Raw genomic sequence first — 20,002 nt, 5'->3', positions numbered from 1 at the left:
GACGGATAGTTTCGCCTTGAGTAAGTCGAGGCGGTTATGCAGCAGTTGGCAAAGGATCTCGGGCAGAACATCCGTGAGCGAAGGATATCGGTAGGCCTATCTCAAGATGCTTTAGCGCACGTATGTATGATGGATCGCAGTTATGTCGGTAGGATCGAGAGAGGCGAAGTCAACCTTACGATCGAGAAGCTCTACCGCATCGCATACCAACTGGATTGCCAACCACACACGCTGCTGCCATACATCAGTCGTTAGAGCCCTAACTCTAGATCGACCCTTCTCCGAAGAAGCACTGAACCGATTTTCGCAAGGCTCGCCGATGGATCGAGGGGGATGCTTGCACTGGTGTTTGGCGGGCTGAAATCAGCTTGCTGCTATCCCGTAGCTGTTAGCCATGGCCTGAGTACCTAATTGGCCAGAGTGGCCCAAAAATTCGAGGTTAGAGGGCTGTGCGCGAAGGGATACTGCGCTAACCTCGCCGGATTGTAACGAGCATGTGTGCCCGTTACCGCATTGAGGAAGGAACCTATGCGCATCGAGTCGATCACGGTATCTGGCTTTCGCTGTTTCGGCCCGAATGAGATTGCAATCCCAATCTCAGATGAGGTCACCACAATCGTTGGTCCTAACGCTGCGGGTAAAACTGCGCTTCTTCAGGCTATGTCGAAGATGTTTGGGGTCACGCGGGCGCAGCGCACCGTATCATTCTCGGACTTCCACCTCGCCCCCGGAGAGGATCCTGAGAGCCGCGATTCCAAAGAACTCTACATAGAGGCGCTTATTGCCTTTCCAGAGTTGCTGGACGGGTCTGCAACCCCAGAAACCATCGCCCCTTCATTTCGGCACATGCTGATTACGAGAGCGGCCCAAGCGCCCGTTTGCCGAATGCGGCTTGAAGCACAATGGGACGACGATGGTACGCTTGAGGGAGAGGTATCACAGAATCTCTATTGGATCGATAGCCTGGATAAGGAGCCCGCAGAGGACAAATGCCAACCAGTGGCTGTAACCGATCGGGGTCTTATACAACTTTATTACACCCCAGCTAGCCGGGATGCCGCCGGCCAAATCCGTGCAACTGCCGGTACCCTGGCCGCCCGACTCCTAAGGGCTATTGAATGGTCCTCCGAAACCGAAGACAAAGTGCAAGAGGCGACTGAGAGTCTGACCGCTGCGTTTGAAGGCGAGTCTGCGATCACCGCAATCACCGAGGCTCTGCAAACACGCTGGGCAGACCTGCATGACGACGTTTCCAATACCAAGCCTAGGCTCAGTCTGGTGAGCCGACGGTTTGAGGAAGTGATCAATAAGATCGCGGTCATATTTGAGCAGGGACCTGACGGGCGAGAAAGAGGTATTGAAGCCCTCAGCGACGGACAGCAGTCGCTATTTTATTTTGCATTGGCCGCCGCCGTTTTTGACCTAGAGCGCGAGGTTGTTGAAGGTTCTGTGGCCGGATTTAGAGAGGATGCACTCCATACTCCCGCGCTCACACTGTTTGCTCTTGAGGAACCTGAAAACCATCTTTCACCCTACTTCCTTGCTCGAATCATCCGCCAGGTTAGATCGTTGACTGAGGCCAGCGGGGCGCAGGCCATAATTACGAGCCATTCGCCAGCAGTCCTTAGCCGCGTCGAGCCAAGCGAGGTCCGTTACTGTCGCTGTAGCGCAAAGACGCGCGTATCTACTGTGAAGCGAATTGAGCTGCCGGCTGATGATGTTGAAGCCAGCAAGTTCGTACGTGGTGCCATCTTGGCCTATCCCGAGCTTTACTTCGCGCGGTTTGTCCTGCTCGTTGAGGGTGACTCGGAAAGGATCGTCCTCCCTCATCTCGCCGAGGCACTTGATCTTCTCATCGACCCAGCTTTCGTCGCGATCGTCCCTCTCGGCGGACGACACGTCCAATATTTCTGGCGCTTACTTAAGAGTCTAGGTATTCCTTACGCAACTCTCTTGGACTTGGATCTCGGCCGCGATGGTGGTGGTTGGGGGCGAGTGAAAACAGCGATTGAGAAGCTTATTGAATTCGGCGCACCCAAGGCCAAATTGCTACAAACCACCACCGGCGTTTTGACCGACGCAGCATTGCTCGGGATGCATGGTTGGAACAATTCATCAGATCACTCCACTCAGTTGAGCTGGATCAATAGGCTGAAGGAATACGGGGTTTACTTTTCGGCTCCGCTCGACCTTGATCTGGCGATGCTAGATGCTTTCCCCGATGACTATGCGGCCGTGATCCCTAAAGGGGGTGGTCCACGTATGGCCGCTGACAAGGCTGCGGAGGTTGTGCTGGGGACGTCAGGTCCGGGACTTTCGATATATACGGGACCCTATGAGAATTACCCACCATTGTTTCCGAATTATCGGTACCACTTTCTCACCCACAGCAAGCCAGCTACACATCTGGCGGCATTGACACGCATTAGCAAGGCGAGTCTGATCGCAGAAATGCCAGCAGTTCTAGCCGAAGTTGTTCGACATATTGCCAACTCCTTAAGGCGAGACTAATCATGGCCGTTTCGTCACGCCGAATACGTCCCGAGGACTGGAAGCCCGTAGGAGTGAAAGCTCTAGAGGCGAATGCGCTGAAGGTGGCTCGTTCGCGAAAAAATCGGTCCGTTATTGCGGGTCCGGGTGCTGGCAAGACAGAACTGCTCGCGCAGCGCGCCGCCTTTCTCCTTCAAACTGATGCGGCCCCATCTCCTCGGCGCATTCTAGCTATTAGTTTCAAGCGCGATGCTGCGTCAAATCTGGCAGCACGCGTACGTCAGCGCTGCCACCACACCCACGCGAGCCGCTTCGACTCCATGACGTTTGATGCGTTTGCAAAAGGATTGGTCGACCGCTTCGGTCAGGCATTGCCTGACCGCTGGCGGCCAAGACCCGACTACGAGATCGCGACTCACAATGAACGAGATTTTCGCGAGTTTCTCCATGACCTTCCAACGCCGCCTTCGATAGTTGGAACGAAAAATGACGTGCGTGAGATTGGGCCAAAAATATTTGAGCGCCGGCACCTGGCCGGCTTACCGCTGCCTGTTGACGGATGGCCAGCCCCAACTGTCGCAGAATGGGCGGCAGATGCGTTCTGGAAAATGTCGCTCCACGACGGCGGCAAAAGTGTGCTGTCCTTCGCGATGATTGGCCGTCTCGCTGAATTGCTGTTGCGAGTCAATCCGATGGCGCGGGATGCCCTGCGCCTCACTTATTCGCATTTGTTCATGGACGAATTCCAGGACACCACAAGGGTTCAGTACGATCTGGTCAGCACGATTTTTCGAGGCACAGAAACCATCGTGACTGCTGTCGGAGATAACAAGCAGCAGATCATGCGTTGGGCAATGGCGATGGATGATCCTTTTTCTGCCTTCGATGCCGATTTCGAAGGTGTCCGGACTTCGCTCTTCAACAACTACCGATCTTCGCCGGAGCTAGTACGTATCCAGCACGTGTTGGCCCAGGCCTTAGACGCACGAGCTGTACAGCCGGTATCTCAGACTGATGGCACAATTGACGGGGAAAGTTGCTCAATTCTCGATTTCGCAAGTCCGAAAATTGAAGCGCGTCAGTTGGCACGATCAGTAGCGACATACATTGCCGATCTGAAACTGGCTCCTCGAGATTTCGTCATCCTGGTTCGACAAAAGGCGGGAGAGTATGCCGAACTTTTAGAACCTGCTTTCGCGAGCGAAAATCTGGCGCTGCGTAACGAAGCTGGAATGGTCGGCAAAGTAATGCTGCAAGAGCTGATGGCCGAGGAAATCTCAAAGTTGCTGGTCACCGTTCTCCGCCTCGCAATGACTCCGCGAGCTGGTGGTTATTGGTCGAGCTGCCAGAATTGGCTCGCTTCAATGAGAGGGATCGATGTCGATGACGCAATCAGGCAGAGTAGGCTCGCTCGTGAGTTGGATACCTATACAACCGAACTTGCTGCACGTTACTCGCATCCCCCAAAAAGCAAGGCGGCCTCACGCGCACTTGTTGACGACATCCTAAATTTCGTGGGTCCAGAGCATGTAATACGCTCCAACCCCGCCTATGACCAGGGAACCTGGCTAGACAAAGTGCTAGACGCGACCGCGGAACATCTTCTGTCCACCTCGCTCCACAGTACGGACTGGTCCTACGCCCTCGACATGTACGAAGGCGTCCACGCAGTTCCATTGATGACGATCCACAAGAGCAAGGGCCTTGAGTATCACACCGTCATTTTTGTCGGACTGGATGACGGCGCGTGGTGGAGTTTTTCCCAGGATGAAATTGAGGCGACAGCAGGATTTTTTGTGGCTTTCACCCGGGCCAAGCAGCGGGTCATATTTACTTACTGTGCCTCGCGTGGCACACGAACAAAAATTGCGACCCTGTACGAGCTGCTTACTAAAGCCGGGGTCCAAATTACGTCCGGATCGAATTGATGTTTCTAAGCGAGACTTCAAAGTAAGAGTATCGTGGCTATGAACTGTCTTCGGCAGTGTCGGCATGAGCAGGCTCGAAAATTCAAGGCACCTTGAGCAATATCATTCGGCTATTATGATTAAAAGCGTGTTCAGCCCTCTAAACCGCCTTTGTTGATCCAGTTGATTCAGAAATAAGGATTTTCGATGCCCGCCACAGCTTCGTTGCTGTCGACAGTTCTTTTTCTATCGCAATCTGCGCAAGCGCATGCTGCTCGTTCGAGCGGCGTTTTTGTCGTGGATTCTCGAAAAACGCCAGAGAGTTTTTCATGAATTACTTTACCGACACTGCCGTTAACATTTTAGGCAACAGTAAGCTGCGGACGCCTCAAATCGAAGCCTACATGAAGGCCCAAGAGCATTTTGCAAGCAATCCTGAACAGGATGCGCTGATCGTGCTGCCTACGGGCACGGGCAAATCAGGGCTGATTTCCATCGTGCCGTTTGGAATGGCGAAAGGGCGTGTCTTGATCATCACCCCTGGTCTTGTGACCAAGCAGAGCATTCGGAAGACCCAAGACCTCTTGGAAGACAATTTCTGGATTAACTTTGATGTGATCTTCAGTGGAAATGACCTGCCCGTCACCTGCGAATTCAGCTCGCTGACGCTTCAGCGCAGCCTGGAGCAAAGCCATATCGTTTACTCCAATATTCAGCAAATTCACAGCGACCGCGCTACGTGCCTGACCAGGCGAGTCCCGCCCGACTTCTTCGACCTGATCATCGTCGATGAAGGGCATCACGCGCCGGCTGACACTTGGCAAAAGACACTTGGCTACTTCGCCAAGGCTAAAAAACTTTTTGTAACTGGAACCCCATTTCGTGGTGACAACCAGGAAGTGCCCGGAAAGCTGATTCACAAAACGCCACTGTCTGAGGTGATGAGGGACCGCTACGTCAAATGGCTCAGGAAAGAAACGGTCAATGCTCATGAGCTCTATTTCACGTTGGCTGACCAGCCAGGCGTTAGGTTATCAAAGGAGGAAGTGCTGGGTTTCAAAGACCCTGAGTGGGTCCAGCGTAGCGTTGCATTGTCCAAAGAGTGCTCATTGGACGTGATTGACCAGAGCATTCACAACCTCACGGAGCTGAAGAAATCATCACCTGAAGTGCCTCACAAAATCCTTGCTGTGGGCTGCAGTATTGCCCACGCCGAGGATTTACGTACTTGGTACGAGGCCAAAAATTTAAGAGCGGCGATTGTTCATAGCTACATGGAACAGCCGGACATCGATGCAGCTTTTAGAACGATCGATAACAATCAGTGCGACGTGGTCATCTCAGTGAACATGCTGATGGAAGGCTATGACCACAGGTACCTTACGGTTCTTGCGCTTTTTCGGCCCTATCGAAGCCTGAATGCTTTCGCTCAAATCGTCGGCCGGGTGCTACGCGCAATCCCCCCAGAGGAAATCACTGCGTTCGAGATTGATAACAACGCCGTTGTGATCTACCACGAGGAAACCGGTCTGGATGCGATGTGGAGCTCGTTTCAGAAGGAGGTTGATCGAGCAAAACATCAACGCACCAAGGAATACACAATCACTGACGAGGAATACGTTCGAAGAGAGGAGTCCCTGGCGGGTGTTGGATCCTCCGAAGCGTTTGTGAGCGATCAGGACTCCTATTTGGAAGACTTGGACTTCAACAAGATTTTCTCTGACAAGCGAGCTGAAATCGATGCTTTTGCGGCCCAGAAAGTCAAAGAATTGCCGGGCATAGAGGGTTACGACGCTGACGTGCTTGCACAGTTGACGAACGTCATCCGAAACGCCGAGATGAAGAAAGCCGCCCAGGTCATCGACCCGACACTCATGGAAAAGCGACCAGAGATCGCGCGGAAGCAGCTTCGAGAGATTCTTACAAAAAAGGCCCAAGATGAAGTTGCCACGCTGCTCAGCGACTTAGGGGTCGACGATAAAAGCTCTACTCTTTATCGGAAATTCGCAGCTCACGTTCCGATGGCAAAGCCGAATACGCCCAACGACGGTATACTGGTGAGCTTTATCAATACCAAGCTTGCTAAGAAGTACGGCAAGGTTGCTGAGCGTGATAATAGCTCGCTTTCCGAGTCGATCTCGCACGTGGAAGTAGTCATCGCTGAACTGAGGAAAATGCTGAGATGAGCCTCGAATCTATCAAATTACTCGTTGACGAACTGACGACTCTCCATATCAGCCGAGGCGTTCAGCCTAGCGACCTCATCGACAACCTGTTCGAAGACGCTTACGTCGAATCAGCATCCCGTAAGACATCGAATGGTGTGATATTTGAGATCACCTTTCTCGAGATCGATGAAAACGACTGTCCTGTGAAAGTGGCGATGCGATACACCTACGACAGTAGTCGCAACTTGGTGCTCATCGAACAGAAAGTCGCAAAGAAATACGCAATTCAGTGGGATCGTGCAGCCTCAATACGCCAACGAGTTGAAAGACTCGAAGCCATGCTGGCCACCAGTCTCCCACAAGAGAAAGTGACGGCCATACTTTCCACCATCCCAGACGATGTTGTGGCCATCTTTCCTCGTCTGAAGCTCGTCGCTTAGTCCAGGTATAACTGGACATATACCGCTCGGAGAGCGCCCCGTCCTGTGTGGCGCGATCGGGTGACCCGATGGAGTTCAATTACTCGCGTAGAGCATGGTTTTGACCGATTCTGGTGGTCAATAGTCAGGCTTCTAATCAATAGCGTTTGAACCCCCGAGCACCAGATTCCATTCACGAGCTTTCAACTCGCGACATGCTGAAGGTGATCCACCAAAGCAGCGTTGCGAAACAGCCGTCATCTGTGCCTCTGTCGCATAGCGAATCTCGGACCCATTTTCATCCAATAAGACGCCTCCGGCACCTCTCAACAGCGCATGACCAGCCACAACATCATGCGCTGAAACAGCGTAGAGAGAGATGCCGCAAATTCCGTCACCCACAGCCACTCTTGCCAGTCTGTACGCGATCGATGGCATTGCATGGAAATGTCCTGGAGCACACAGTTCACGATTGAGTTCTGCCTTTGTCACCGCAGCTGCACTCACCATGATCGTGCTTTGATTCGAAAGCTGTTTATTTTCGAGGCGTACAGACACAGCTCGACCGTTGCGAATCAAATGGGGGGTGCCCTCAGCCCAACCGATGCAGTCGGGGCGCCCCTCAGAAGTCACTGGTGCGTATACGACCCCCATCACGGGAATGGTGTTATGCAGTAGCCCCACTGATATCGCTGATCCCTTCATGCCATTCAAAAAATCACTGGTGCCATCGTTAGGGTCTACAACCCAACACCACGACTGTCCTGTCAGAACATGCCCGGTCTCTTCGCCCCAAAAATCGCAGTCGAACACGCTGAGAAGTTCTGGTCGCAAAAAACATTCTATTTCGACATCGATCGCGGCCTTGTCACCAATGCCTCGAGGACCCTCTGGAAGACTCCACTCGGCCGCGAGGAGAGCGCCTGCGTGTTGAACGATCTCTGTTACTTGAGCAAGTAGTTCAGAAAGATTTGGGCTAGGCATAAGGCTCCTCAAGGCTGATAAACCGCTCAGGGAATGTCTCTAAGGCTGCTGTGGTGCATGATAGGCATACCGATTGCAATTCGCATCGTCTATAGCAAGTCGTTCCATAAACGCCTACATCGATACCCCCAGGATCATCATGAGAAGACCAAAGAAGATACGTTTAAAGCTTAAGCAGATTGTCGAATACAGGCGGATAGCCCGCTCGGTTCTGGAAAAGCGGTCTCTCAAACAGAGCAGATTCTTGGAACGCGCAGCAAGCTTTGACCGAGATTTTGAGCCAGTTGGGGGCCTGGCTGGTGCAAGCAAACATTCACCTAAATGCATATCTTCAGAAGATATGGAGGCCTGACAATTCTCTCCAACCTCAGGGTCGGCATGCGACCTTCGAATTTTAAGCCAATGGTTAAGGAGGGGGCAAGCAATTCGGATCAGCTAATCGCTGTGCAAAGTACGTGAACGGCCACTCGACAATATCAACCCTGATCTCATTTACTTTTGATTTTGGTGTGCTAGTAGAAAACTGATAATTCCAAATAACGCTTGTTAGGCCGAGTGCTGAAGCTCATTTAGATATTCGGATATCGTATTCAACAGCTCATTAACTGATGATGAGGTAAATCCCGCTTTTATTTCTGCTTGGGCCATTTTGACAGTTTGTAGTAACGATGAAAGGTGCTCGCTGCGGATTGCCGCCTCCACAACTTCTTTTCTGTTGGATATATCCGAGAAAGCAAGATGTATGTAGTTGTCTAAAGAATTAATGTTTGTGTGACCTGTCCATTGTTGCACCTCACGTTTGAAGGATTCAGTGTTGATTAGTAAGTTCCTGAACTCATCAGAATTATTAAAGTCATGCTGAATAATCAATTTTATGAAATATTGAGTGATGAAGCGATGTCTGTACATGTGTGGAGATAAGCGCTCATTGATGCCAGCTAGTCCCGCCAACTCCGAGATCTCCTGTGTGATCGTATTTGGCATAAGGCCCTTTCCAGTGCGTGCACTGATAAACAGCATGCCATCGTCCTCAACTCCCAGAGATCTAATTTTTGGGAGTCGGTTAAATTCAATATAAGAGGCGATGAATTTCAAATCCGGAATTGAGATGGGCAAGTATCGATGATGGATTGAGTTTCCGCGCTTTTTCGCCGTCATCAATTTTAAGCCGATGGTTGGCTCATGAAGCGCTGCATATACATCATGCGTCGTTATCGAAACCAATTCAGAACGTCGGCAACCAGTATGGGCAAGTAGTTTAAGCATCACGAATCTACGCTTTCTGAGAAAAAGGTCCTCAGTACCAGCGGCTGCTTCGATAATGGCATTAGAATGAGCGTCAGTAATCGGGAATCTTTTTTTGTCAGGAGATGGCTCAGGAAATGAACGGTGATGCCAATAGTATTTGGTGATGCGCTTTCTTCCGTTCCCAATATCGATTTCAGCTTTTCTTTTTTCAGCTTTGATCACTCCATCTTTACCGACAAACTCATCTCTACCGGTGATTTTTCCGATATAGACCAGTAAGTCGATACAGTTTTTCCCTATCGTAAGTATTGAAGTTGTCGACCGAAGTGTGTGTGTTGTAGACAGTGATTTCTTGTCGTTAAGCAACGTCTGCATGAATAGTATAAAGAGGCTGTCGGTCATTTGCGCAACATCAATCGCGTTATCCGAACAAAAGCGCAGTAAATGGCTTATGTTGCCCGCATAGGTTTTTAATGTTCCGCCTTTGTTATTGCGAGACAATCCTTTTCTATAAAGAGAATGCATGTAGCAATTAGAGTAGTGACACCATGTGCCGTTAGGATAGCGAAGCATCGGGATGTACGAAGCTGGGTTGAAAATATATGTTTGATCGGAAAGTAGCGCTAAAGGTAGCTGAAAGTGTGCTGATGTCAAACGATAAAGTTTAGTCATTGGTCGTTACTCTGGGGTATTTCAATAGTGCATAAATTTCCGATTGTTGTTTCTCGCAGAGTTGAATATTTACTATATTGTTTGTCTTCTTGGCGTACGTTCTTGCCTGTTCCATGCTTGTTTCTAATGCGATGGTGTAGCAAAGAATTTCTTCGTTGAGAAACTGTATTTCTTTTTTAAGAGCAATGACGTCGTCTTTTAACGTTCTAGGTTTGTCTTGAGCAGAAATCAGAACCACTACTGGGGAACACGCTTTTAGTGCCGAAATTCTTGCATGATCCATAGCCTCAAAGCCTCCTGCAAGAAAGCAATCAGCACGGGTCTTCAACGTATTTAAAGAGCAAGGATAGATGTTTTTATCCGGAGCTGAGTGTCGAGCTAATGAGCCTTGTGATTTTAAGAAAGCTCCTATCGCTGATTTCTGATATTTGTGTGGATGAGAGGCAATATCGAGAAGTAAATTGTAAAGGTTGATAGTCGAATGAAGTTTTTTGTTCATATTGATTTTATCAGCTTGGTTACCAGCCTATAGGTAGTTACGTCGTCTATCTTGATAAAATGCGGCTCGACAGTTAGCGAGTGGTTTTCGATTAGTGTTTCCAAGTAGATTTCTACTTCTTGAGAATCCAGTATGGTAAATTCAGATGTTCCAAAATGTGAAAGTAGAGCTGCCGCGAGTTCATTGGATACCTCTTTATCGCCAGCCGCTAAGGAGTCTGCCAAATAAGCTGCTTTTACCCCGCGAAGTACTTCTCCAGGAGTGGCTTCAGTAATGTAATGATAGAGGTGTTCAAGATCCGCATGGCCCAAGAACCATCTTAATGTGTCGAGGCCACCAAATGAATTGCCCCAAAAAAATATCATCGAAAAGCCGCGCCTCAGTTGGTGCTGGCGGAAATAAAATCTTGATCCTTCGCTGTTTCGAGGTGCCTCAATGTAGTCGCAGAAAAAATCAATACTTCTATTGTAGGCAGGCGAATGTAAGCTCTTTTTTAGTCCTTTTGCATATCTGTCAGGCGGGGCGAACAAATATGTATACTCAATAATAAGTTTATTTTTGAGCAGCAGGCTTTGGAAGTTTTCCAATGTTTCAATAATGTGAACGCCGATACTTGGAATGGGTCTTTTTAAAATTTGTTTATTGGATAAAAATCCGGATTTTGCGTTAAAAAATATTAAATTTCGCTTTGAGTCATCAAGGCACTCAAACGGCATCAGGCTTTTAAGTTCCGATTGGCGCCGCGCCATCAGTAATCCGATGATCAATTGCGCTGCGCCATAATATACTCGTAACAGTTCCCACAGCCCCTCGTTACTGCGGAGCCTGTTAAAATACTCCTGAACTTTGTTTTCTCTAAGTTCTTTAGAGAGTTTTTTGCCAGCCAGCATCTTGGTGCTAAGACTCCAGCATTGGACTCCTAACCCAGCTAAACGAGGTGTGATAGCTTTGCGAACCCACCAATCCGAATCAGGATCGTTTACGCTCTCACCATACTTTGCTTGAGCAGCAATGACAGCAGAAGCAGATTGGAAAATGTCTTCTCCGTACTCGTAAATAAAATCGATAGCCTTCTGCAGCGCAGGTAATAGGATACTCGGCCTCAATGTCTTAAAACGCATGGTTTGCGCTAAATTTAGGTGCGCTTTCAAAGCACTCAAACTGAGCTTAGTAAAAGCATGACTGGGAATTTCAATTCCTAATTCTGGCAGTTTGTTTATCGCCATAAAAGTTGCATAATATTTGGTAAACTGTCGATCTGACATCGAGTCTTCATTTGCCGTACGAACGCCAACGACATTGTACTCAGTTGTCATCCCTGGATAAGGGGCCAGATTTAGCTCAGGTAAAGCACTTTTTATAGCGCCCCCCACAAGGGTATTTTTATAGATGTGTGATGCCAGTCGGGTGATGCTTACCGTTAACCTGTACCCCGAGCTGAGAATGGGGCTATAATAATCGTTCTCATGTAGCCATATTTTGACTTTAAGAGTTTCGCTTGGCGAAAGGCCATATGCTGTTTCATTTTGAATCATTAAAAAATAGAGATCGGGATTTTTTTCAGCGAAACGTGAGACAATCTGATCGCTACATTCACTGGATCTTCTTAGGAAATCGACCACAGTTTGTCGCCAGTTATAGACCCCTTCAGCAATTTTTTCCGAACTCGACAACTGATAAAAAAACGCTGCGACATCGTTTTCTGTTAGAAGGTTTAATCCATGGCTAGCGAGCTTAAGGCGCGAACTGTTCAGCAAAAGGTAGTCAATGATGTTTATCGCTCTTCGCGTGTTAGCGTACGCGGTGATACTACCTGGTTTTACACCTTGATTTAAATTCTGGGTATTCTGAACGGTTATCCAGTTTTTGAATAATTTCAATAATTTTTTGTTTTTGGGGGCGGAAAGTTTAGACCCGTCCTCGAGCTCCACGTTGAAATTTACACAAAATCTATACCCGCGCGCGAAATCAAAGCACCATACGTTGGAATCAAAGTCCGAGGTCAACCATTCGCTTTCAAACCGAGTTTTCTGGGAGGGGAACATTTCTTCCAGAAAGGCCAACGCGTGAATATTTTCTTTCGCGTTCATTTAAATGGTTATCCCTAGTTTGTTTTTAGCGTTAGAGAGTGCAAGCTGAATGTCTGGTCGATCACTAAGGCACGAGTCAACGTGAGTGATTATTTTAGAGCTCAGATCTTTCCAAAGACTTGATTGTATATGGCTGCTAGATTTGTACCTTGAATCATTAAGCTTTAATAGTTCTTCAAAAATTTGTTCATTCAGTGATACCAATATAGAGCTGTCGGGCCGCACCTCGCTAAAGCGAGTGTTTGATTCCTCAGGGGGGAGTTGTATCGAGTGGTTTAATAAAAACTCCTCAACCTGTTCTAAGGTGTCAAAACCTGAAGCCTTCAGTTTGTATGGGCTCCCATCCATCGCTTCGATAATTATTCCTGCTTGAAAAATTCTAATCCATCGATCTTGAAAGAAATCCCAAATGGGTGCTGGGAGATAGCGCGCTAACAACGATGGATCAAATGATTTATGGCCAAGAGCTTCGGACATTTTTTTTGCGCTTTTTGATTCTAAATAGATCATTACTCCAGCGGTCGCGCGAATTGTGGAGAGATTAGCGCGTTGTGCGAGGTACGTAGCTTCAGCATGATCTAGGTTCGTGTATTTCTTTAAGCCGGATACCAGTCTTTCTATTGGGATGGGTGATGTGGTAACCGAAGCTAACTTTGGTCGCTGAAATTTGCCGAAGCTTCTAACTGCGGATAATAATAAATATCTGTAATTATCATCTCCAATAGATTGTAGGTATCGTCTGCCGTAGTCGGTGACGTCCATTATTTGTTGAACAAGATATGCACCGTACTCGCAAAGGCTAATAACCTGCTCAGCTTCACGGTGCCCTCTACGAAGTTTATATCCAACTAATTGATACCCGTTGTCGGTTGGGATGAATCCAATTTTTTTCCCATGCTCATCATATATCTCCAAGTTTTCCAAGAAACCAACGGTGATTTTTGGATACAGACTAACGAGTAGTAGACAGTGTGGGTACAATGAGCTTGTTGTTGCTAATCCTAGCTCATATGCTGTTTCTGCAAATGGCGGAGCAAAAATTTGGACGGCTCGCTCCATTATATATGAATAGGAGTGCTCTTCGATATTTCGTGCTGCATTAGCAAAGCACGCTGGATTATTCCGATCTCTCATCCATTGAATTTGGCCTCCCTCGTTTTCTCCAGATCCACCGATCCAGCGCAGTGTTCCATTCGGTGCTTCTCGCAATCGACGATTTAGTCTGGCATGCAGATCTGCGACTTCAGCTTTAGCCCAGGTTGTTAAGTCGTTCATGGATGAGTTTAGGCTGTCAAAGATGTGGTAGATAGCCGCTTGGTCGGTAATCTCTAGTGGAATATCGTGCAATAATTTTGAATGAACGAGTGTTCCGTCATTTCCAGTGCTGATTCTTGAAGCCGCGTCGGTATAAAGTCTCTTTGGTAACACGGGTAATCCAGCATACCCCCCGCTTAGTAGGGATGCTGGAATAAGTTGGTTGCGCACGAAAGCTGAGAATTGTACGTTCCAGGCCGATGCGATGGTGCTTAGTTTCTGTCCTTTTCCGCTATCATATGCTGTTGTAACGTAATACTTCACAAAACGATCCCAGAATTCGCTCATGAATACGTCTGAAGTTAAGTGTGTAGGTGTGATATCTGATGGTTGAGTCTCTATAAAATCTCCTAGATTCGATAGCATTGGCATTGCTCGATAACGCCTTCCTGATAGGAAGATATGAGTTTCAGAATAGAGTTTCCTTGTAAAGTCGGCACCAAGCTTTCGGTAAAACGCCCATAAGGGAAGAAAATGCATTCCTCCAGAAACATTCAGCAACGGCCATCCTCGCCAATATTCTATTTTTTTGGGGCATTGCTCTAAGCTATTCAGCACACTTATGTATTTGTTTATTGCTTCGATAGTCAAGGGAAATGAATACTCTTTCTTGCTGGGGTATTTCTCTGATAGGAAAGGAATTATTGATATGAAAAACTTCGCTCGTTGGGCGCGAAGTAGCGGAGTCGTTTCAATATGTTTTTCTGAATATAAAAAACCTAGGAAGCCTTCCGCCACCTTTCGGAATTTCGATTGCGATCGCGGAGTTGCCAGCTGACGGGTTATCTGGAGGTAGCACTCAAAACTTTTAAGCGTAATCTGCTTCACCGATGAACATAGCCGACCACGGCTCGACGTTGCGTCGGTAAATATTGCCCTTTGGTATTCATTCAGCTGCTCATACGGATAGTGATCATAGTGGACCCCATTTGAGAAGATTGGCAACGATTGTATGGACGGAAATGCCATGGTAAGCCCTGATCTGACGGTCTAAATTCGATTTTGACAACCAAACCTAAAAAGTCAAAATATCAGTTCATCCAGGAACAGCACCCCATGATGAGCCAGGGTGATTTCTCCCGGCTGTGGTTTCGAGCCGCTGTGACATTCGGTAATTAATGCAACCAGTTTGGCTTGCAGGCCGCATTCCTCCGTATTATTTTTGAGTCAAATATGCAACCAAATACGATTAATAGGCGCAAACGGCCGAAATATGGACACAAATAGCTGCAAACAGCCTAAATTCTCTGTTGCTAGGCGTATTAAATCTACGCATCGCAGCCTCTCAGGCGTGTACGCTTTTCGCGGAGAAGGCGTTGCATTCGAGTCGGCGCTTGAGCGCGACTTCATTTCGCGAATGGATTTCAGCAGGGAAGTCGTGTCCGTGGTATCTCAGCCAGTGACTCTAGACTTCGTTGCCCGGAATGGCCGCTCATACACGTACACCCCTGACTTCTTGGTCCGATTCAAAGGCCGAGCGGAAATCCCACCCATGTTGGTGGAGGTCAAACCGGAAGAAAACTGGCGGGAAAGCTGGCGCGAGTACTTGCCTAAGTGGAAAGCCGCGTGGAGCTATGCCAGGGCACAAGGGTGGAGTTTTCATATCTACGACGAGTCTAGAATCAGAGGGCAGTCGCTGAAGAACATACAGTTCCTTGAACGCTTCAAGCGTGCGGATTACGCCAAAGAGGATTTGGACGCAGTGATTCAAACGGTCGAGTTCATGGGAGCAGCACCGATCCACTATCTCGTGGCGTTGCATTTCACAGGATCTGAGGCGCTGGGCACGTCGCACATTTTTCACCTCATCGCCAACCGCCAGCTCGACTGTGACATAAGCAGTAAGATTGATGATTTTCTTGAAGTGTCGGTGACTCTCTAATGGACGCTACTGATGAAATCCCGATGGGCATCAAGGTAGATCGCTCATTCATCCACCTCGCGGTGGGGGAGATGGTTTGCTACCAAAAGGAAATTTATCGGATCACCCAAGTGCTCGACTATCAGACGGTCTTGGGGATAAACGTGGAGAGTGGGCGGGCGAAGGTTTTACGCATTGCTGAACTCAAACCAGTACTCGCTGAAAAGGTGAAAGGGCTCTACATAAATCACGACCTAGAGGATATAGGCACCGAAGAGTGGGCCGAGGCCCAAAAGCGTTTTTCGATAATATCTCCGCTTCTAACGCTCAACGGCCAAACCAAAGCGGCTGTCGAGCAAAGAGCGAAAGAGGCTGGCGTCAACTTTGTGACCGTTTACAGGTGGCTGAACAGGTACAAGGAGTATGGCGAAGTCACTGCGCTTATCCCCTTCAAACGCGGATGGGCAAAGGGGCGTCAGCGAATTTCTGACGATGTCGAAGAAGTCATGAAAGAAGGGATCGATACATTTTACTTAACCGATCAGCGCTATTCAGTGGCGGCTACGGTTAAAGAGATTAAGAGGCTGTGTAAAGCTAAGAAGCTGGCCCCTCCCAACAGCGACACCGTTCGCGCAAGAATCAAGAAACTACCGGATAGTGAAGTCTTACGAGCACGAGGATACAAAGAGCTCGCTGGGAACAAATATGATCCCCGCCCCGGCGGACTTCACACCGAGTATCCACTCGAGATCGTGCAGATCGACCATACACCCGCAGATATGATCATCGTGGATGACGTTCACAGGAGACCCATAGGCAGACCTTGGCTGACCCTTGCTATCTGCGTCTACTCAAGAATGATCACTGGATACTTCCTGTCGATGAGCGCGCCTTCGGCCGTGTCAGTCGCAATGTGCTTGGTGCACTCCATACTGCCAAAGGAAAACTGGCTCGCCCTTCATGGCGTGGATACCGAATGGCCTGTCTGGGGGAAGCCTGTGACTGTGCACACCGACAATGGCTCTGATTTCAAAGCGCACAACCTTATTCAGTCTTGCTCTAATCATGATATCAAGCGTGAGTTTCGCCCTCGCAAGACTCCTCACTGGGGGGCAAAAATCGAGCGCTTAATGGGCACGTTTTCGGGCATAAACAAACTGGACAAAGGCACAACGTTTAGCAATACGACTGAGCGGCAGGGGTACGACTCCGAGAAAAAGGCTATCTACACATTTGACGAGTATGAAACCCGACTTGTTAGAAATATCATCAAATACAACAATGAATACCACCAAGAGATTGGTATGGCGCCAATCAGAAAGTGGAATTTAGCGTTCTTTGGCGATCGCGAATCGACGGCGATCCTGCCTCTCCCGCCGCGGGTCGCAAACCCCTGGACGTTCCAGCTCGACTTCCTCCCAGCGTCGCGCCGGACCATAAATCCATATGGGGTAGAGATGGACGCTATGTATTTTGCCGAAGCTCTGCGTCCATGGGTGGGCGCTAAAGATCAGAAGACTGGAAAGGCCCGCAAATTCTTATTCCGTCGGGATCCCCGAGACATCAATAGAATTTGGTTTTATGACCCATCGCTGAAGGAATATTTCGAAGTACCAATTATTCGTGCCCACTACCTGGGCGCAACTGTTGCTGAATACGTGAACGCCAAAAGGAAAGCTAGGAAAGAGGGGTTAGACGCTGTAAACGAGGCGGTGATCGAACGGCTTATGGATGAAAACAGGCAACAGGAAATCCAGGCTGCTGCGAGTACGAAATCGGCACGCAGGAGCGTTCAGAAACGTAAGAACAACTCGAAACAGACGACGCCAGCCAGGCCTGAGCCTAGAGCTACTCCAAAACCAAATTCGCCCGCAATTCCTGCTCCCTCAGGGCTATTGTCCATCGATGACGTTGGTACATTCGGAGATGTCTGGTGACTGACTATACTCATGTAGCGCCGGCATTCAGAGATGTCATGAAAATGACAGATCTCCAGCGTATCGAATTCTTGGACGAACCACGCTGGGTTGACTATAGGGCAGCCAGCAAGCTCATGGATATTCTCGGTGGTCTTATGAGAAAACCGGAGCGTCCGAGAATGCCAAATCTAATGGTGGTAGGCGCGTCTAACTCGGGAAAGACCACGGTTATAACTCGTTTCAAAGACATAGCAGGAGAGTCTTACGTTAGCGATGAGGGTATAAGCATTCGCCCGATCCTCTGCGCTGAAGTACATAAGCCTGATGAAAGAGAGCTCTACAACGCTATCCTGACTCAGTTTTGGGCGCCTCATAACCCTGGTGCCCCGCTTGCCAAGCTTCGACATCAAGCCATGCACCTGATCCGCGATGCGCGCACGCGAATGCTCATCATCGACGAGATCCACACGGTGAATAACGGGTCGAATGCAAGGCGAATGGATTTGATGAACGAGTTGAAGATGCTCGCAAATACACTTCGGATACCCTTGGTTCTCGTAGGCACACGGAATGCATTGAGCTTGCTGACACTTGACCCCCAGTATGCGAGCAGGTTTGAAGTCGTGTCGCTCCCTAACTGGACAGCGAACGCAGAGTTTCAAGGCTTTTTGAAGAGCTTTGAGTCCGCACTACCTCTAAAACATCCTTCGAAGCTATATTCGCCAGAGCTGACGACTTTAATATGCGCAATCTCCGACGGCATAACTGGCAACATTGAGTATTTGCTACGAGAGTGCGCAAAAGAAGCTATCCAGTCAGGCTCTGAAGTAATTGATCGGCGCCTGCTCGAGAAAAACCAATGGATGCGCCCAACAGGCACAGATGGCACCCGAGTGCGAGTCCTCTAGCGCCCGCTTGGCCTATCGTACCGCCACTCCTGCAGGATGAGATAATCTCATCCTGGTTAGTGAGGAGCGCGCTGGTTTTGGGATGTGATCCAACTACGCTTACCAATGAATTATGGCCTGGCAAGCGGCCATGGTGTCGCGACCTCGACAGGACGTTGAACAACGAGGAGCTGACGCTTTTAGCGATGTCATCAGGCCTATCTGCCCGCCAACTCGAAGAATCTACTCTTAGTCCAATTTATAGCGCGTTGAGTGGCGCCCAAGGTTTTCCCAAGACGATTGCGCCATGGATCCTCTGCCTGGGAAATCGTAGCCGACGGCGGTGTGGAGGTTTGCAGTACTGCCCAAAATGCTTTTCAGACAGTGTTCCCTACTACCCAATAGAAAGCCGACTGGCGTGGCACACAGCGTGTACGATTCACCACACGACATTGGTTGATCGTTGCGAATGTTGTGGCGCTCCGCTATGCCCCCACTTGATCATGCCGCCAGAGATTGATCTCGCCCGATGTCATCGCTGCAGATTTGAACTCAAACTGGCATCGAGTGAAGCGTCTGTTTGTGACGCTCTGGTCTTTCAAAACGCCGCTGACGGATTGTTCGCGGGAAAACCTCAATATTACGGGCATGATGTCCTTTCAATATCCGACTGGTTCCACCTCAGCAAATGGATGCTGAGAGCACTGCGCTCGGCCGCAAGAGCACGTAGTTCTGGTACAAAAAGGTTCTTCAACTGCTTGGGCATAAATCTTGATGACTTCACCGCTCCTGCCACAGGACTTCCATTTGAATACCTGACTCCGAAAGAACGTGCTCACCTCCTATCCAGTGTCTGGCTTATATTACAAGCAGGGCCGGAACGGTTTGTAGAGGCGGCAGCTCACAATTCTGTTGCCCCGTCATTACTGCTATCGCCTTGGGAGGAGTCTCCAGGGCCTCTCGCGGACCTGGAGACTGCTCTTAGAAGTCGACAGCCTGTGGAGAAAGAGCGGCATCAGGACGACGCGCCACGATCCCACAAGAATGTAATGATGAGATGGCACAGATTGCTTAGGAAGCTACAACGATGACGGTCGCCCAGCCGACACCGATGCGGTGTGATGAATGCCAGAGGCCCATGGCCAAAGCCAAAAGGACTCATGGTGGACGACGTTTTTGTGGGACCTGCTACCCGAAACTATTCAAGCGCTTACTTTGTTCAGGTTGTGGTAATTTCGCAAGATTGCCGGTGTTCAATGAAAGCGCCAAATGCCGTCAATGTGAGCTATCCGTAGCCTGCGTACGTTGTAATCGGACCGGACGGCCCGTGGGTATGATCACGCCCGATGGGTCGGCATGTAACAGTTGCGCTCACCACTTTCGGGCGCCTGAACCATGCGACAAATGCGGAACACTTTCTACCCGGCTGACACGTGTGCTTAGCATCGACGCGAGTGCCCGATGCTGCCCCAAATGTGTGAGAAAAAGTTCAGCGACCTGTCCCTGCTGCCGACGTCACCGAAAGCTTCTATGTGGACCTGATG

Annotated in this window: 15 protein-coding genes and 1 pseudogene; 9 read left to right on the top strand and 7 right to left on the bottom strand. The window is 49.2% G+C overall.

Going from position 1 to position 20,002, the window contains the following annotated elements:
• The first annotated feature begins 36 nt into the window (after window positions 1–36).
• The 3 genes from FIV39_RS06805 (at window position 37) to FIV39_RS06795 (ending at window position 4,418) form a co-directional block, all read left to right on the top strand.
• Window positions 37–255 (top strand): helix-turn-helix domain-containing protein, encoded by a 219-nt coding sequence (locus FIV39_RS06805; RefSeq protein ID WP_017846214.1) that lies wholly within the window; start codon window positions 37–39, stop codon window positions 253–255.
• A 273-nt stretch (window positions 256–528) separates the two neighbouring features.
• Window positions 529–2,511 carry an ATP-dependent nuclease gene (locus tag FIV39_RS06800; RefSeq protein ID WP_090401481.1) on the top strand — a complete coding sequence of 661 codons (1,983 nt, stop codon included), beginning with the start codon at window positions 529–531 and terminating at the stop codon, window positions 2,509–2,511.
• Window positions 2,512–2,564: 53 nt separating this feature from the next.
• The gene (locus FIV39_RS06795; RefSeq protein ID WP_315899135.1) at window positions 2,565–4,418 is read left to right on the top strand and encodes an ATP-dependent helicase; all 1,854 of its coding nucleotides are present in this window, start codon (window positions 2,565–2,567) and stop codon (window positions 4,416–4,418) included.
• Between the two features lie 139 nt (window positions 4,419–4,557).
• Here the strand turns inward: FIV39_RS06795 and FIV39_RS32950 are convergent, their stop codons facing one another.
• Complete coding sequence (locus FIV39_RS32950; RefSeq protein WP_159440118.1) at window positions 4,558–4,728, bottom strand: hypothetical protein; 171 nt, start codon at window positions 4,726–4,728, stop codon at window positions 4,558–4,560.
• Between FIV39_RS32950 and FIV39_RS06790 the strand changes: the two genes are divergently transcribed.
• Together FIV39_RS06790 and FIV39_RS06785 are read left to right on the top strand one after the other, a co-directional pair.
• Window positions 4,727–6,583 (top strand): DEAD/DEAH box helicase, encoded by a 1,857-nt coding sequence (locus tag FIV39_RS06790; RefSeq protein ID WP_090401483.1) that lies wholly within the window; start codon window positions 4,727–4,729, stop codon window positions 6,581–6,583. The two genes, FIV39_RS32950 and FIV39_RS06790, sit on opposite strands and share 2 nt — an antisense overlap.
• Window positions 6,580–7,005 (top strand): hypothetical protein, encoded by a 426-nt coding sequence (locus FIV39_RS06785; protein WP_090401484.1) that lies wholly within the window; start codon window positions 6,580–6,582, stop codon window positions 7,003–7,005. Before FIV39_RS06790 ends, FIV39_RS06785 begins: the two co-directional genes overlap by 4 nt.
• A 132-nt stretch (window positions 7,006–7,137) precedes the next feature.
• On the opposite strand, the gene FIV39_RS06780 is transcribed toward FIV39_RS06785, so the two are convergent.
• The 6 genes and pseudogenes from FIV39_RS06780 to FIV39_RS33865 form a co-directional block, all read right to left on the bottom strand.
• Window positions 7,138–7,968 (bottom strand): inositol monophosphatase family protein, encoded by an 831-nt coding sequence (locus FIV39_RS06780; protein WP_090401485.1) that lies wholly within the window; start codon window positions 7,966–7,968, stop codon window positions 7,138–7,140.
• A 546-nt stretch (window positions 7,969–8,514) separates the two neighbouring features.
• Window positions 8,515–9,888, bottom strand: a complete 1,374-nt coding sequence (locus tag FIV39_RS06770; protein WP_244176249.1) for a tyrosine-type recombinase/integrase — start codon at window positions 9,886–9,888, stop codon at window positions 8,515–8,517.
• Window positions 9,881–10,387 (bottom strand): hypothetical protein, encoded by a 507-nt coding sequence (locus FIV39_RS06765; protein WP_143513849.1) that lies wholly within the window; start codon window positions 10,385–10,387, stop codon window positions 9,881–9,883. The genes FIV39_RS06770 and FIV39_RS06765 overlap by 8 nt, the downstream gene beginning before the upstream one ends.
• The gene (locus FIV39_RS06760; RefSeq protein WP_090401488.1) at window positions 10,384–12,477 is read right to left on the bottom strand and encodes a hypothetical protein; all 2,094 of its coding nucleotides are present in this window, start codon (window positions 12,475–12,477) and stop codon (window positions 10,384–10,386) included. The genes FIV39_RS06765 and FIV39_RS06760 overlap by 4 nt, the downstream gene beginning before the upstream one ends.
• The gene (locus FIV39_RS06755) at window positions 12,478–14,760 is read right to left on the bottom strand and encodes a hypothetical protein (protein WP_143513850.1); all 2,283 of its coding nucleotides are present in this window, start codon (window positions 14,758–14,760) and stop codon (window positions 12,478–12,480) included.
• A gap of 63 nt (window positions 14,761–14,823) precedes the next feature.
• Window positions 14,824–14,889, bottom strand: a pseudogene (locus FIV39_RS33865) (ATP-binding protein); the annotation flags it as partial.
• 115 nt (window positions 14,890–15,004) lie between these two features.
• Here FIV39_RS33865 and FIV39_RS06745 point away from each other — a divergent pair.
• Genes FIV39_RS06745 through FIV39_RS33860 form a run of 4 tightly spaced genes read left to right on the top strand, consistent with a single transcriptional unit; the run spans window position 15,005 to window position 19,549 of the window.
• Window positions 15,005–15,673, top strand: coding sequence for a TnsA endonuclease N-terminal domain-containing protein (locus FIV39_RS06745; protein WP_051422189.1), 669 nt, complete (start codon window positions 15,005–15,007; stop codon window positions 15,671–15,673).
• Window positions 15,673–17,589, top strand: coding sequence for a Mu transposase C-terminal domain-containing protein (locus tag FIV39_RS06740; RefSeq protein WP_090401489.1), 1,917 nt, complete (start codon window positions 15,673–15,675; stop codon window positions 17,587–17,589). Before FIV39_RS06745 ends, FIV39_RS06740 begins: the two co-directional genes overlap by 1 nt.
• Complete coding sequence (locus FIV39_RS06735; RefSeq protein WP_033901979.1) at window positions 17,586–18,479, top strand: TniB family NTP-binding protein; 894 nt, start codon at window positions 17,586–17,588, stop codon at window positions 18,477–18,479. Before FIV39_RS06740 ends, FIV39_RS06735 begins: the two co-directional genes overlap by 4 nt.
• Complete coding sequence (locus FIV39_RS33860) at window positions 18,431–19,549, top strand: TniQ family protein (RefSeq protein ID WP_082461822.1); 1,119 nt, start codon at window positions 18,431–18,433, stop codon at window positions 19,547–19,549. Before FIV39_RS06735 ends, FIV39_RS33860 begins: the two co-directional genes overlap by 49 nt.
• Window positions 19,550–20,002: the final 453 nt, after the last annotated feature.

This window comes from Pseudomonas grimontii, from assembly GCF_007858185.1.
In the GTDB taxonomy this organism is placed as follows: Bacteria; Pseudomonadota; Gammaproteobacteria; order Pseudomonadales; family Pseudomonadaceae; genus Aquipseudomonas; species Aquipseudomonas grimontii.
This window is presented reverse-complemented; position numbering and strand designations above follow the sequence as displayed.

Coding starts and splice junctions, on each gene's coding strand:
- FIV39_RS06770 (WP_244176249.1), bottom strand. CDS start 9,888: ATGACTAAACTTTATCGTTTGACATCAGCACACTTTCAGCTACCTTTA.
- FIV39_RS06780 (WP_090401485.1), bottom strand. CDS start 7,968: ATGCCTAGCCCAAATCTTTCTGAACTACTTGCTCAAGTAACAGAGATC.
- FIV39_RS06745 (WP_051422189.1), top strand. CDS start 15,005: ATGGACACAAATAGCTGCAAACAGCCTAAATTCTCTGTTGCTAGGCGT.
- FIV39_RS06740 (WP_090401489.1), top strand. CDS start 15,673: ATGGACGCTACTGATGAAATCCCGATGGGCATCAAGGTAGATCGCTCA.
- FIV39_RS06805 (WP_017846214.1), top strand. CDS start 37: ATGCAGCAGTTGGCAAAGGATCTCGGGCAGAACATCCGTGAGCGAAGG.
- FIV39_RS06790 (WP_090401483.1), top strand. CDS start 4,727: ATGAATTACTTTACCGACACTGCCGTTAACATTTTAGGCAACAGTAAG.
- FIV39_RS33860 (WP_082461822.1), top strand. CDS start 18,431: ATGGATGCGCCCAACAGGCACAGATGGCACCCGAGTGCGAGTCCTCTA.
- FIV39_RS06760 (WP_090401488.1), bottom strand. CDS start 12,477: ATGAACGCGAAAGAAAATATTCACGCGTTGGCCTTTCTGGAAGAAATG.
- FIV39_RS06800 (WP_090401481.1), top strand. CDS start 529: ATGCGCATCGAGTCGATCACGGTATCTGGCTTTCGCTGTTTCGGCCCG.
- FIV39_RS06765 (WP_143513849.1), bottom strand. CDS start 10,387: ATGAACAAAAAACTTCATTCGACTATCAACCTTTACAATTTACTTCTC.
- FIV39_RS06755 (WP_143513850.1), bottom strand. CDS start 14,760: ATGGCATTTCCGTCCATACAATCGTTGCCAATCTTCTCAAATGGGGTC.
- FIV39_RS06785 (WP_090401484.1), top strand. CDS start 6,580: ATGAGCCTCGAATCTATCAAATTACTCGTTGACGAACTGACGACTCTC.
- FIV39_RS32950 (WP_159440118.1), bottom strand. CDS start 4,728: ATGAAAAACTCTCTGGCGTTTTTCGAGAATCCACGACAAAAACGCCGC.